We start from the raw sequence: 14,255 nt of genomic DNA on the forward strand, positions 1-14,255 counted from the left end.
GCACGCCCCTAATCGATTTCGAGGAAAGCATGTCATTTTCACACTGGCTCGCAGTAGCGGCGTTGGCGTTGTTGGCGTCGTTGCCGTTCTCCGCTGCTGCTCAACAAAAACAGCATCAATCAGATCCGGCCGATGCGGACGCTTCCGTGCCCGCGACGGCCTATGAGTCCGCATTCAAGAACTATCAAACCGCAAGCGAAGAACAGGAGTCGCCGGACAAGGCATGGCGTGCCGCCAACAATGAAATGGAAAAACTCCGAGGACACGCCGGTCATGTCAACGGAGGTGCGCCCGCGCCAACCAGGGAGATGCCCGCACACCACGGCGGACACCACTCGAACAAAGGAATGGAACGATGATTTTTCAATCAATCATGTCAGGCGCGAGGCCGCTGTCCATTGGACTGACAGCCGTCGTGCTGACCGGGTGCGCGACTTTCTCCAAGGATGGCGGGCTCGATGCCGTGTCAGCCATGACAGCCGAGCGCACCGGCCAGACGGTGCAGTTCGCCAGGCCGGGCAGCAATACGGAAACCATCGAGAACAATGTGCATCAGTTGTTGAGCAAGCCTCTGACGCCCGACACGGCTGTGCAGATCGCGCTACAGAACAACAGGGCACTGCAAGCCTCGCTCGCCGAACTGGGCATTGCCGAATCCGATCTGGTGCAGGCCGGCCGCATGCGCAACCCCGGCTTTTCCTTCGGAAGGATGCGCGGCGGCGATGAACTCGAAATCGAACGCGGCATCATGTTCGATATTGTCGGTTTGCTGACCATTCCGATCCGCCGCGATATTGAAGGCCGACGCTTCGAGCAAGCCAGGTTGCAGGCTGCATCGCAGGCGGTACGCCTCGTTGCGGAGACGCGCAAGGCGTATTTCAATGCAGTCGCAGCGCAGCAGACCGCGCAGTACATGGAGCAAGTCGGCATGGCGGCCGAAGCGAGCGCCGAGCTTGCAAAGCGCATGGCGAAGGTCGGCAACTGGAGCAAGCTCGACCAGGCCCGCGAGCAGGCGTTCCACGCCGATGCCACTGCGCAGATCGCGCGTGCGAAGCACAATGCCATCGCCGCGCGCGAACAGTTGGCGCGCCTGATGGGCGTGTGGGGTGCGGGGACTGCGTTTCAACTGCCCGACAGATTGCCGGACCTCCCGAAAGAAGTCGGTGCCATCAACGATATCGAAGCGCAAGCGATGCGACAGCGACTCGATATCCAGATGGCGAAGTACGACACCGAGGCGACAGCCAGTGCGTTGGGGCTGACGAAAGCGACCGGCTTCATCAACGTCCTGCACGCCGGCTACGCCAACAAGAGCACGACCGATGCGCCGCGTGAAAACGGTTATGAAATCGAGCTGGAGCTGCCGATCTTCGATTGGGGCGGCGCGAAGACTGCACGGGCGGAAGCGGTGTACATGCAATCGCTCCATCGCACGGCGGACATCGCGGTGCGCGCCCGTTCCGAAGTGCGCGAATCCTATTCCGCCTATCGCACTTCCTACGATCTTGCGAAGCATTACCGCGACGAGGTCGTTCCGCTGCGCAAGAGGATTTCGGATGAAATGCTGCTGCGCTACAACGGCATGCTGGCCAGCGTGTTCGAGCTGCTGGCCGATGCGCGCGACCAGATCAACAGCGTCAATGCCGCGATCGAAGCACAGCGCGATTTCTGGGTGGCCGACACCGATTTGCAGTCAGCTGTGAATGGCACGGGCGGCGCTTCCACACCAATGCGAGGTCAGGCTTCCAGCCAGACCGCTGCACAAGCACATTAAGGGGACAAGCAATGGTTTCACGCAGAGATTTTTTCATGGGTGCCGGTGCACTCGTCGGCGCGGGACTCGTCACTCGCGCGGGCGCGGCGTCGCTCCCCGAAGCGCCGGTGATGAGCAGCGCAGCCACGCAACCGCCGCTGGCCCCACCCAACGGCCGGCCGTACAACCCGGTCGTCACGCTGAACGGCTGGTCGCTGCCATGGCGCATGAACAATGGCGTCAAGGAATTCCACCTCGTCGCCGAGCCGGTCGTGCGAGAACTCGCGCCCGGCATGAAGGCAAACCTGTGGGGCTACAACGGCCAGTCGCCCGGCCCGACCATCGAGGTGGTCGAAGGCGACCGCGTGCGCATCTTCGTGACGAACAAGCTGCCGGAACACACCAGCATCCACTGGCACGGTCAGCGCCTGCCGAACGGCATGGACGGCGTTACCGGCTTGACGCAACCCGGCATCCAGCCGGGCAAGACCTTCGTCTACGAATTCGTCGCCAGGCGCCCCGGCACCTTCATGTACCACCCGCATGCGGACGAGATGACGCAGATGGCGATGGGCATGATGGGCTTCTGGGTCACGCATCCGAAGAATCCGGGCTCCATGCGCGTCGACCGTGATTTTGTTTTCCTGCTGAACAATTACGATATCGATCCAGGCAGCTACACGCCGAAAGTCAACACGATGCTCGACTTCAATCTGTTCACCTTCAACAGCCGCGTCTTCCCCGGTATCGACTCCATGAACGTGCGTCAAGGCGACCGCGTGCGCATCCGCGTCGGCAACCTGACGATGACCAATCATCCCATCCACCTGCACGGCCACGAATTCGTCGTCGCCGGCACCGATGGCGGCTGGACCCCGCCCGCATCACGCTGGCCGGAAGTCACCACCGACATCGCCGTCGGCCAGATGCGCGCCATCGAATTTGACGCGACTGACCCCGGCGACTGGGCCTTCCACTGTCACAAGTCGCATCACACCATGAACGCGATGGGGCACAACGTGCCGACCATGATCGGCGTCGATCAGCGCGGCATCGTCCAGAAGATCAACAAGCTGGTGCCCGACTACATGGTGATGGGCGAACGCGGCATGGCCGACATGGGCGAGATGGAAATGCCGCTGCCCGACAACACGCTGCCGATGATGGGCGGGCAGGGGCCGTTCGGCAGCGTCGAGATGGGCGGCATGTTCACCGTCGTCAAGGTGCGCAAGGATCAGAAGCCAGGCGATTACAAGGACCCCGGCTGGTACAAGCATCCCGCCGGCACGCTTGCCTACGAATGGAAGGGGGAAACACCGCAAGCGGCGCGCAGCGATTCGGCGGGCGGTCAGTCGATGCCGGCCGAGGGCAGACAAGGAACGATTGAAATGAACGTGCGCAAGCCATCCGGCCACGCTGGCCATCATTGAAAACCGTTTTCATCAATACGACATTACTTAACGAGGATCACATGGATCACATGAAAAAACATGCAATGCGCATCAATCGCCTGACCACAGCCACATTCGCGACCGCCCTCGTCCTTGCCGCACCGGTGGTGTTCGCTCACGGCGATGCGCACAAGAAGGAGAGCTCAGCCATCTCGACGGAAGAACATCCGTTCGGCAAGGAAGGCGATCCGAAGCGCGTCACACGCACGGTCTCGATCGACATGAACGACACCATGCGCTTCACGCCGTCCGAGCTGCAGATCAAGCAGGGAGAAACCGTCCGCTTTGTCGTGAAGAACAACGGAAAAGCCCTGCACGAAATGGTGCTTGGCACGATGGACGAGCTGAAGGCGCATGGCGAACTGATGAAAAAGCATCCGGGCATGGAACACGACGAGCCATACATGGCGCACGTGAAACCAGGGGCAAAGGAAGAAATGATCTGGCAGTTCACGAAACCGGGCGATTTCAACTTCGGCTGCCTCGCGCCCGGACATTTCGAAGCAGGGATGATCGGCAGGATTCGCGTCGTCGCCAGATAAACACTCGTGCTATTCAGGACTCATCCAATGCAGCACAACATCAGAAAGGACTCACATGAAACATCTATCCGCTATTGCGCTGGCGGCCCTGCTCGGCCTCGCGACCCCATTGATTGCTGCCGCAGCGACCGACACCACCGGCTCCGCCGAAACAAAACCGACGCAAGACAGCGCCGCCATGTCGGACGGTGAAGTCAAGAAGATAGACAAGGACGCCGGCAAGGTCACCATCAAGCATGGCGAACTGAAGAATCTCGACATGCCGCCGATGACGATGGTCTTCCGCGTCAAGGATGCGAGCGTGCTTGATCAGTTAAAGGCTGGTGACAAGATTCGCTTCGTCGCCGACAAGTCAGGCGGGCAGTTTACAGTCACGCGTGTCGAGGTAAGGAAGTAGTCGGATAGCTTGGGCATGGCGTGTCCAAGCGACCTTGCGGCTCTTGTAAACGAAGGTATAAACTGGCTGACGCTTTTCACGGTTATTTAGTGCTGTGTTTTTGTTCAGTGCAATTCTGAAACGGCCATGTGACAACGGTTTGCGCCCGTCCGGCTTCCCAGGTTAGATGTCACGGAGCCGAGTTAGGCGGACAGGAAATGACATCTAAATCAAGTTAAATGCATATGGCGATCGACATTGCAATTGCTGCGCTCCTCTTGGTGGTTGTATTGGCCATGAGCATAAAGGCGACACTCTTCGTCCTGCGTGATGACTTATCAGAACCTGTTCAGCGAATTGCACAGTTGGGATTGGTTTGGCTTCTACCGATACTTGGGGCAATCATTGTATTTGCTGTACATCGCCGTACGGAACCGCCGTCGAGAAAGTACCGGGAGGAGACTGACCATGGTGATTATGATTTGTCGCCACGCGCAGGAAACAAAGGGCGATCATTTGACGGGGCGGACGATGATTGATTCAACATTTAACTTTTCACTCGACTCGGGCGCTTCGCGCCGGTCACCTTAAACGTTGAGGTTGTAGAAAAACCCGAATTGCTCAAAAACCGGATCGGCAGAGCCGGCATACTTTGTTCATGGCGTAACACACGAATGGGTGCGACATGGCGCGATTCAAACCGATCCACCAAGGCTTGAAACTGCTGCCGGTCGACTTTGACCGGCAAGTCATTCCCGGCAGTTTCGAATACGCGTTGTGCCATCTGGTCGATCATGAACTCGATCTGTCCGCCTTCCATGCCCGCTACAGGAATGATGTCGATGGCGCCTCTGCCTTCGCCCCGGCGGTGCTGATCAAGATCATCCTGCTGGCCTACAGCCGGGGCATCATCAGCAGCCGCAAGATGGAAGCGGCGTGCCGCGAGAATGTGCTGTTCATCGCCGTCTCGGGAGACAGCCAACCCCACTTCACCACACTGGCCGCCTTTGTCTCGAGCATGGGCGATACGGTTGCCCGACTGTTTGCGCAAGTTCTGCTCATTTGCGACCGTCAGGGCTTGATTGGACGCGAGATGTTCGCCATTGACGGCGTCAAGCTTCCGGCCAATGCGAGTAAAGCGAAATCAGGTACGCGCGCCGACTATCAGCGCCAGGTTGACAAGATGGAGCACGCGGCCAAACAGCTGCTGGAGAAGCACCAGAGCGCCGACAACGCCCCCACCGACGAGGCATTGGCAAAGCGCGAAGCGCAGAAACTGGAACGCCTGCAAAAGGAAGCGCAGCAGCTGCGCGACTGGCTCAACAAGAACCCGGAAGATCGCAAGGGAAGCAAAGGCAGCATTCGCCTATCCAATCGCACCGACAATGAATCGGCCAAGATGGCCACCGGCAAAGGCGTGATTCAAGGCTATACCGGTGTGGCCGCAGTCGATGAGAAATCCCAAATCATCGTCGATGCGCAGGCGCACGGCACTGGCTCGGAACAAGAACTGCTGCTGCCGGTGATTCAGGCCACAGAGGCACTACGCAGCGTCGAGACGGTGATCACCGCCGATGCCGGCTATCATTCGCAAGCCAATCTGAAGGCACTGGCCCAACTGCAGATCAATGCCTATGTGCCAGACAATGGTTATCGCAAGCGGGATGAGCGGTATGCGGACCGGCATGTCCATGCTGCCAAGCCTGACCCGCTGTGGAACAAAGCCAAACCACCAAAGAAATCCACATGCTTCAAGACGGCGGATTTCCGGCTGGCAGAGGATCGCTCCCACTGTCTTTGTCCGGCAGGCAAGCGGCTCTACAGCAACGGATCGAATTGCACCATCAATGGCTATGCGGCGATGAAGTTCAGTGGCGCCAAACAGGATTGCGTGCCGTGCGAACGGCGCAAGGAATGCTTGCGCACACCCGAGAAGACGGCAACCCGGCAGGTCTCCTTCTTCCAGGGAAAACGAGACATCCACGAAAATCATGTTGACCGGATGAAGGTGAAAATCGATTCGGATGCGGGTCGGGAAATGATCACGCGCCGCTTTGCGACGGTGGAGCCGGTGTTTGGCAACCTGCGCGGCAACAAGCGGCTGCACCGCTTTACGCTACGGGGAAAAGCCAAGGTGGACGGACAGTGGAAACTGTACTGCCTGGTACATAATGTTGAAAAACTGGCGAACCACGGTTATGCGCAATAAAGAGGCCGGAAGAATGCCGGCTCGCCGCGGTATCGCGCGAACAGGCTTGTCAGACAAGGCCTGTTTGCAGCGACGATGTTCGATAAAAACAGGAATCCGAAAATGAAAATCGCGGAATGGTTTGAAAAAATGCCGCCGCAGGCTGAACCGGGTGTTCAGAATGGGGTTTTTCTACAGCGTCGTTAGGGCCCAGGCCATCAACACAGAATGTCAAAAATGCGAACTTCATTGCTTGTTCTGGCAACCTGCGTCTCGGTCGTAGGCTGCGCAACTCCAAAATCTCGCGGCGAGATGCTCGCTTCAGTTACGACCCACAACCGCGTTTGTTCTTCCGAACTTAGTCCAAGCACGGCGGCGCAGCGGCTTCAATCAGCGTGGTCGGCGTGCTTTGTGAGTCCCAGAGGCATCGGCGTTGTTCCGATGGGGCAGACGACCGTCGTATACGAGAAGTCACGGTTAGTCCTGTCCGCCGAGCAGCTCGGGGCTACTACTGTGCTAATAGCTCGTCTTGCTCCATCGTCAATGGGAATTCCTACCCCGCTAAGTAACTCGGTCCTCCTGATGGCCGATATCCGAGAGACGTCCGAGTGCCGCTCGGAAGTCGTCGTGCGAGCAGCAAACAGTCATTGGGAGAAGCGCTCAGCTCTAACTGCCGCTTGGCTTGCGAACCCCTCTGAAATGCCGGCCGAGGCTGCCTGCAATCGATGAGCGCTGAGCCCTAACCAGTCATTGCAGCGGACTGCCTGCGGCAGCCGCTGAACTCCAACGTTAGAGGTCGCGTGAAAACGAATCACCAATCACAATTTCGAGCGCTCATTTGGGGTGCAATCGTTTTTTTTACCATTTCATTAGGATGTTGGGCGACCGTAGAGGAAAGGGAGCGTAGCGGAGCAATGAAATTTGGTGGCCGTTCCTTAACCGTAGTTGTACGTACTGCGGAACCCGCTAAGTATGAATGGTGGGCGACATTCTTCAATTATTCAGCTGTTATTTTGGCCGCGTTGGGTTGTGCTGTCTTGGTATTCGCTTGGAAGCGCAGAAAGTTATGATTAGGGACGTAGGGCGGAAAAGCGTAGCGCCTTCCGCCGCATGCTATGCCAAACGTCAGCTTCGATACGCTTCATCAATGGATATGCAGTCGACACGATAACGGAAAGGACATCACGTAACGTGCACATACGGCGGAAGGCGCTGCGCTTTTCCGCCCTACCGGGCTACCGTTCTAGCGCAGCTCGGACAATTGCGTGGGCCCGGTCCGTTCCAGGATTGTCGCTGCATCGGAGAATCGTTCGCCGAGCGCCACGCTGCCGTGCAGGTTCAGGTGTTCGGCATCCAGATACATCGGCAGTCCGCCATGATCGGGGAAGCGGTCGAAGCCGGCGAGAGGCGCCGCGATGTCGATCCAGTGCGCATTGGGCACGGCGAGCACGATCTGCCTGATGGTCTCGTTTGCGCGTGCGTATTCGCGCGATTGCGGGCGCTCGACGTGCAGTCGCAGCGTGGAAAAATGCGCCGACCTTGCCGGCGTGATCGCCAGTCGCGGCACGTCGGAGAAAACATAGACCGGCTTGCTGTGCGCAATGGTTTCGAGCGTGTTCTTGAACTTCCGCACATAGTCCTTGTCGGCGGACGTATCGGTCCAGCCCAGGTGGAACGGCCAGTAGGATGCAATGAACACCGCGTCGTATTTATGAAGGTTGTCGACGACGAACTTCTTGAGATTCGCGCAGGGCTCCCTCGAATAATCCGGCAGCACGCCTTCGTCGAATCCGAACACCGGCGAACACGAGCTTGCGCTGACCATCATGGCGGACCAGTGCTCGCGCCGGCCCACGACATCGATGAAGCCGTTGAGCGAGGCGGCATGCGAGTCGCCGAACATCAGAATGCGCGGAGCCGTTTCGGGATCGCCACGCACGCAGCGCATGTCGAAGTTGCCGTGACAGACATCGGTGCCGTAGGTCGTCAACTGCTCGTTCTGCGTGTTTTGCGCGTTCGTCGCTTCGCCGGTTCCGTAGATACTGATCACTGTCAGGCAAGCGACCGGAACGAGAAAGACGGCGACGACGACGCGGCCGAACGTCATCGTCATGCGCTTGAATTTCCTCTCCAGCAGCAGATACGACAGGCAGGACAGGGCCAACATCAGTGCGACCGCGGCGACACTCCAGGTCAATGGCAGTGCGTAGCGCCCGTACACGTAGCGCATGAACGCAAGGATCGGCCAGTGCCACAGGTAGATCGAATAGGACAGCAGCCCGATCTGCACGAGCGCGCGCGAGCCCAGCATCCGCGATGCGATCGTGCCTTCCCCGTGCGCGGACTGGCCCGAATGGAGCAGCAAGGCCGCGCTCAGGCAGGGCAGCAGCGCGTTGTAGCCGGGGAAGGCATCGTGCCGGTCGATGGCAAACAAGGCGAGCAGGAGACCGGACATGCCGCAGACGGCAAGAACATTCGCGAGCGTTTTTCGGTCACGCGGGAGGGGGGGAAGCATTGCCGTCAGCGACCCGATCATCAGTTCGCCGAACCGGGCATGAAGCAGGAAATAGAGACGTTCCTTTGCCGCATGGGTTTCAATCGCGTGCTGCGTGAAGACGAAGCCTGCCACGGTCAGCGCAGCGGTGATGCCGATGATGAGTTTCTGCTGCGGTGCCTGCCCGGACAGCCGTCTTCCCGTCGCATAAAGCAGCACGAGCAGCAGCGGCCAGATGAAGTAGTACTGTTCCTCAACCGACAGCGACCACAGATGCAGCAGCGGCTTTTCCTCGGATGACAGGTCGAAATAACCCTGGCTCTTCGAGAAATAGATGTTCGCGCCGAACCGCAGCGCGAATTGCACCGATTTCAGCAATGCGTTCCGGTCTTCCGGAAGCAGCAGGATGCTGCCCGCGGCGATGGTGGCGGCGACGACCAGAAAGAACACCGGCAGGATTCTGCGAATGCGCCTTGCATAGAATTGCCTGAACGAGAACGTGCCATCCGCGATCTCGGCGGCAATGATCTTCGTGATCAGGAATCCGGATATCACAAAGAACACATCGACGCCGACGAAGCCGCCGGGCAGCGCGTTGAAATCCAGATGGAACAGGACCACCGACATCACTGCAATGGCGCGCAGGCCGTCGACGTCGGGTCGGTAGGAGATCTTGCCTGTGCTGCCTGTCATGGATAGTTGCCTGGTGATTCGCCGCTGTCGAGGCGGTGTGGATGCGGATTGGCGGTGATGATACCCGCTGCGAGCGGAGCGCGAGGGGATGCTGCCGTCAACCGGCATGCAATGGAGGACGTCTTGCATCCCATATATGCAGGATTGTCAACCTTGCTTGAGCATGGCGGGCCGTAGGGGGAGGAGTCCATTCCATTGCCCTACCGAGCTGCCATATTTATGGCATGTGTTTCATACAGACTTTGTAGTGTAATGCGCCTGACATGCGGTTCGTTCATCGAAATACATTTGGATAGGAAGCACGTTGGACATTGTTACTAAAGTTCTAGGCTTAGGCGTAATTTTCTTTGTTATCAAGGGGGTACTTGGTCGTGCCAAAGAAGGCGACTTAACGAAGTTTTTTATCGTGCTTGGAGCATATTTGCTCTTGTCGTTCAGTCACATACTTTTTAAGGCATAGCCAAGTAGGGTGGACACGTAGTGCCCACGCGAACAGAGTTGGAAATTTGTGCAGTGAGCGGAGTAAGTTTGCTGCATGTCCACCGCGACAACCCCTCAAAACATCAGCTTGCAGTCATTGCTGATGATGCCGATATCGACGAATTCGGAGCCGGTATGCTTGGTCGGCGAATAATCGACGACGAAACCGCCGATATCCGTCTTCCTCATCGACTCCAGTGCGGCAATCAGGGACTTGCGGGTAGGCGTGCCGTTGATGCGCCGCAGGCCTTCGGCCAGCACTTTGACGGTCACGTATCCTTCGAATTGCAGCACGTTCGGCTTTGCATCCTTCGGGCCGTATTTCTTCAACTCCGTCTGATAGGAGCGCACGATCGGCAGCGTGGTGTTGCGGATATTCGGCATGACCTGCGCGACGCTGACGCCACGCGCGCGTGCCGCCGTCGCCACGTTGCACAATGTGTCCGGATTGCCGTACGACGGCGTCGTGAGCTGCATTTTCAGTCCGCGGTCGCGATAGGCGCGCAGGAACTCACCCGCGATCTGCGCCGGTATGACCATCACCACCAGATTGGGCTGGGTCTTCTCCAGCAACGAGAGCGTCGCCGAGTAGTCCGTGTTTGACGCTACCGGAATCGGTGCACGCACCGCGACTTCCAGCTTCTGCTCCTTCAGCATGGACTCGATCATGGCAAGCCCGGATTTGCCGAAAGGGATGTCCGCGTAGACGACCGCGATGCGATTCAGGCCGATCGTCAGGGCATTGCGGACCAGCTTGCGGTACTGGTCGGCGTCACCGGCGCGCACGTGGAACAGATACGGATTGAGCGGATGACGCAGCGGTTCGGCGCCCGGGATGACGCCGACCACAGGGATTCCGGTTTCTTCCAGCACCTTGTCCTGCAACACCTTGGTCATGGCCGGCGATCCGATCGGCGACAGCATCGCGACGGTATCCGTGCGTGCCAGGCTGCGAATGATGCTGATCCGCTTTTCCGGCTTGTATTCATCGTCTTCGGTGCGCACGACGAGTTTGTTCCCCGCGATGCCGCCCTCCGCATTGATCGCGGCGATGGCCACGTTGATGCCGATGTCGTATTCCCTGCCCTCGACGCCGATGGGGCCGCTCATGGGTGTGACGTGCGCGATGTTGATGTCAGCCCATGCAGGGGCGGTGCCTGCCATTGCAGTGAACAGGCTTGCGTAGCAAAGAACTTTTCGTGCGGATGCAATCATGTATATCTCCCTTCCGGGGTTATCTTTTGTTTAACTATCGTTGCATCCAGAGCAGGGTGGTCGGAGCCGACGTCGCTCATCAAGACGGTTTCAGAAGAACGAGGGGCGGAAGTTCGGCGAATCAAGTCGCAGGACGCAGGAATGGTGAACTGAAGTAGACATCATCCTTTGTATTGCCGTCAAGAAACAATGTGGCATATTTGCCGAGGATTGTCCCGTTTTTGACTGTCGTCGGAGCGCGGCTAGCACTTGGCAAGTCCGTGTACGGAAATGGTTGGCCGCCATCATCCGAGATGAAGTGGGCTTGTGCCTGTTCTCAGACCACACCTTGTCGGAGAGATGAAGCCGTCACTTCGCGCAGGTCGACGTCGCGCAGGGTGCCGTCGGGTAGCAAGTCGCATGACGGTGATGCACGCAGGCTCAGGCCACGCTTTTTCCATTTCACCTGCCGGTACAATGCAATGCGTTCACATGACTCCTGTTCAAGGAAGCCCATGACTCAATACATCCTCGCGCTGGATCAAGGCACGACAAGTTCACGCGCAATTCTGTTCGACCATTCCGGTAACATCAAGGGAACGGCGCAGCAGGAGTTTCTGCAAATCTTCCCGCACTCCGGCTGGGTCGAACACGACGCCAGCGACATATGGCGCAGCCAGCTTGCGGTGGCGCGGCAGGTATTGCAGGAGCAGGGTGTCGGCGCGAAGGACATCGCCGCCATCGGTATCACCAACCAGCGCGAAACGACGGTACTGTGGGACCACAAGACCGGCGAGCTCGTCGCTCATGCGATTGTCTGGCAGGATCGTCGCACCGCCGCCTTGTGTGATGCCTTGCGCGAACAAGGCAAGGGGCCGCTGTTCCAGCAAAAGACCGGCCTGGTGATTGATTCCTACTTTTCCGGCACCAAGCTCAAATGGCTGCTCGACAACGTGCCCGGCGCGCGCGCCAGAGCCGAGCGCGGCGAACTTGCGTTCGGCACGGTGGACAGTTGGCTCATCTTCAAGCTGTGCGGAGGACTGCATGTCACCGACACCAGCAATGCCTCCCGCACGCTGCTGTTCAATATCCACACCCTGCAATGGGACGATGAATTGCTGGCACTGCTCGACATACCGCGCAGCCTGTTGCCGCAGGTCGTCGCCAGCAGCCAGGTCATCGGCCACACCGAAGCCGCATTGTTCGGCGCGCAGATCCCGATTGCCGGCATCGCCGGTGACCAGCAAGCCGCCACCTTCGGCCAGGCCTGCCATCAGCCTGGCATGGCGAAGAACACCTACGGTACCGGCTGCTTCATGCTCATGCACACCGGCAAGGATGTGGTCGCATCGCGCAACAACCTGCTGACCACTGTCGGTTGGACGCGCGACGACCAGACTGACTATCTGCTCGAAGGCAGTGTGTTCATGGCGGGCGCTGCCGTGCAATGGCTGCGCGACGGACTCGGCATCATCCGGCAATCGTCCGATGTCGAAGCGCTCGCTGCGAGCGTGCCCGACACCGGCGGTGTGGTGTTCGTGCCGGCCTTCGCCGGACTCGGCGCGCCCTACTGGGACGCTTACGCGCGTGGCACCATCGTCGGCATGAGCCGCGGCACGACCCGGGCGCATATTGCGCGCGCGACCCTGGCCAGCATCGCGTATCAGAGCGCCGATGTGCTGGAAGCGATGCAGAAGGATTCGGCGGTCGGTCTGACCGAATTGCGCGTCGATGGCGGCGCTGCCTGCAACGATTTGTTGATGCAATTCCAGGCTGACGTGCTCGGTGTGCCGGTCGTGCGGCCCATAGTCATAGAAACAACGGCATTGGGCGCTGCCTATCTTGCCGGTCTTGCAGTCGGCTTCTGGCAATCGCAGCAGGAAATCGTCGCGCAATGGCAGGTGCAGCGCCGCTTCGAACCGGCGATGTCCGTCGATGAGCGGCAGCAACGGCTCACCACATGGCGACGTGCGGTCGAAAGGGCGCGCGATTGGGACGAACACACGCGGTAGCGCCGCTTGCAAGTCAAGGTATTCATTCCGGAAAGTGTCATGAAATCAATGTGGTACAAGCCCCACAGGGTTACATCTCCAAACAATTGACCCGTCGGTTAGTTGCTATACTTCCACAATGCTCAAACAACGTACCGTCAAACAACTCATCAAGACCATTGGCGTCGGCCTGCACTCCGGCACCAAGGTTGAGCTCACGCTGCGCCCGGCCGCGCCCGATACCGGCATCGTGTTCCGCCGCGTCGATCTGGACCCGCCGGTGGATCTGCCCGCCAGCGCGACCGGCGTCGGCGATACGCGCATGGCCTCCGTGCTCGACAACAAGGACGGCGCGAAGGTCTCGACCGTCGAACACCTGATGTCAGCCTGTGCCGGTCTCGGTATCGACAACCTGCATGTGGACGTCACGGCGGAAGAAATCCCGATCATGGATGGCTCGGCGTCGTCCTTCGTGTTCCTGCTGCAGCAGGCCGGTCTGGAAGAGCAGAACGCACTCAAGAAATTCATCCGTGTCAAAAAAACGGTGGAAGTCCGCGAGGGCCAAGGTGCGCAGGAAAAATGGGCGCGCCTCGATCCGTACAACGGTTTCAAGCTCAAGTTCTTCATCGAATTCAATCATCCCGCCGTCGACGGCACCGGCCAGACTGCGGAAGTCGATTTCGGCAACGAGTCCTACGTCAAGGAAGTGTCGCGCGCCCGTACCTTCGGCTTCATGCAGGACGTGGAAACCTTGCGCGGCATGGGCCTGGCACGCGGCGGTTCGCTTGAAAACGCGATCGTGATGGACGAGTACCGCATCCTGAACCCGGATGGCCTGCGCTACGAGAATGAATTCGTGCGCCACAAGATCCTGGACGCAATCGGCGATCTCTATCTGGTCGGGCATCCGCTGCTGGCCGCCTACACCGCGCACAAGTCGGGCCATACCCTCAACAATCAGTTGCTGCGCGCATTGCTGGCGCAGCCGGATGCATACGAGATCGTGACTTTTGACTCCGTCGATGCCGCGCCTCGCGCCTACGCAGGGCAGGCCGGACAAGAGTGGGCGCTTACCTGAATCTGCTGCCGGTCT

At 58.9% G+C, this 14,255-nt stretch carries 12 protein-coding genes; 9 read left to right on the top strand and 3 right to left on the bottom strand.

Annotation, left to right across the window (positions count from 1 at the left end):
* The first annotated feature begins 29 nt into the window (after positions 1–29).
* The 7 genes from D3870_RS02620 to D3870_RS02650 all read left to right on the top strand — a co-directional run bounded on the left by D3870_RS02620 (position 30) and on the right by D3870_RS02650 (position 6,331).
* Positions 30–359 carry a hypothetical protein gene (locus D3870_RS02620; protein WP_147375689.1) on the top strand — a complete coding sequence of 110 codons (330 nt, stop codon included), beginning with the start codon at positions 30–32 and terminating at the stop codon, positions 357–359.
* Positions 356–1,774: a TolC family protein gene (locus D3870_RS02625; RefSeq protein ID WP_242489837.1), complete on the top strand. Its 1,419-nt coding sequence runs from the start codon at positions 356–358 to the stop codon at positions 1,772–1,774. Before D3870_RS02620 ends, D3870_RS02625 begins: the two co-directional genes overlap by 4 nt.
* 11 nt (positions 1,775–1,785) lie before the next feature.
* Complete coding sequence (locus D3870_RS02630; RefSeq protein WP_119736437.1) at positions 1,786–3,183, top strand: multicopper oxidase family protein; 1,398 nt, start codon at positions 1,786–1,788, stop codon at positions 3,181–3,183.
* Positions 3,184–3,233: 50 nt separating this feature from the next.
* Positions 3,234–3,746 (top strand): cupredoxin domain-containing protein, encoded by a 513-nt coding sequence (locus D3870_RS02635; RefSeq protein WP_242489838.1) that lies wholly within the window; start codon positions 3,234–3,236, stop codon positions 3,744–3,746.
* Between the two features lie 55 nt (positions 3,747–3,801).
* Positions 3,802–4,143, top strand: a complete 342-nt coding sequence (locus D3870_RS02640; protein ID WP_119736439.1) for a copper-binding protein — start codon at positions 3,802–3,804, stop codon at positions 4,141–4,143.
* Between the two features lie 218 nt (positions 4,144–4,361).
* Positions 4,362–4,661 carry a hypothetical protein gene (locus tag D3870_RS02645; protein WP_147375690.1) on the top strand — a complete coding sequence of 100 codons (300 nt, stop codon included), beginning with the start codon at positions 4,362–4,364 and terminating at the stop codon, positions 4,659–4,661.
* 146 nt (positions 4,662–4,807) lie between these two features.
* Positions 4,808–6,331 (top strand): IS1182 family transposase, encoded by a 1,524-nt coding sequence (locus tag D3870_RS02650; RefSeq protein WP_119736442.1) that lies wholly within the window; start codon positions 4,808–4,810, stop codon positions 6,329–6,331.
* A 1,222-nt stretch (positions 6,332–7,553) separates the two neighbouring features.
* Here D3870_RS02650 and D3870_RS02655 read toward each other — a convergent pair.
* The 3 genes from D3870_RS02655 to D3870_RS21920 form a co-directional block, all read right to left on the bottom strand.
* On the bottom strand, positions 7,554–9,497 hold the full coding sequence (locus D3870_RS02655) for an acyltransferase family protein (RefSeq protein ID WP_158590363.1): 1,944 nt from the start codon (positions 9,495–9,497) through the stop codon (positions 7,554–7,556).
* A gap of 555 nt (positions 9,498–10,052) precedes the next feature.
* On the bottom strand, positions 10,053–11,192 hold the full coding sequence (locus D3870_RS02660) for an ABC transporter substrate-binding protein (RefSeq protein ID WP_119736446.1): 1,140 nt from the start codon (positions 11,190–11,192) through the stop codon (positions 10,053–10,055).
* A 316-nt stretch (positions 11,193–11,508) separates the two neighbouring features.
* Positions 11,509–11,688, bottom strand: a complete 180-nt coding sequence (locus tag D3870_RS21920; protein WP_147375691.1) for a hypothetical protein — start codon at positions 11,686–11,688, stop codon at positions 11,509–11,511.
* Between D3870_RS21920 and glpK the strand changes: the two genes are divergently transcribed.
* Together glpK and lpxC are read left to right on the top strand one after the other, a co-directional pair.
* Complete coding sequence (gene glpK / locus D3870_RS02665; protein ID WP_119736447.1) at positions 11,687–13,183, top strand: glycerol kinase GlpK; 1,497 nt, start codon at positions 11,687–11,689, stop codon at positions 13,181–13,183. The two genes, D3870_RS21920 and glpK, sit on opposite strands and share 2 nt — an antisense overlap.
* A gap of 118 nt (positions 13,184–13,301) precedes the next feature.
* Positions 13,302–14,240, top strand: a complete 939-nt coding sequence (gene lpxC / locus D3870_RS02670) for a UDP-3-O-acyl-N-acetylglucosamine deacetylase (RefSeq protein ID WP_119736449.1) — start codon at positions 13,302–13,304, stop codon at positions 14,238–14,240.
* Positions 14,241–14,255 lie beyond the last annotated feature (15 nt).

Origin of the sequence: Noviherbaspirillum cavernae (genome assembly GCF_003590875.1) — a bacterium.
GTDB lineage: Bacteria > Pseudomonadota > Gammaproteobacteria > Burkholderiales > Burkholderiaceae_D > Noviherbaspirillum > Noviherbaspirillum cavernae.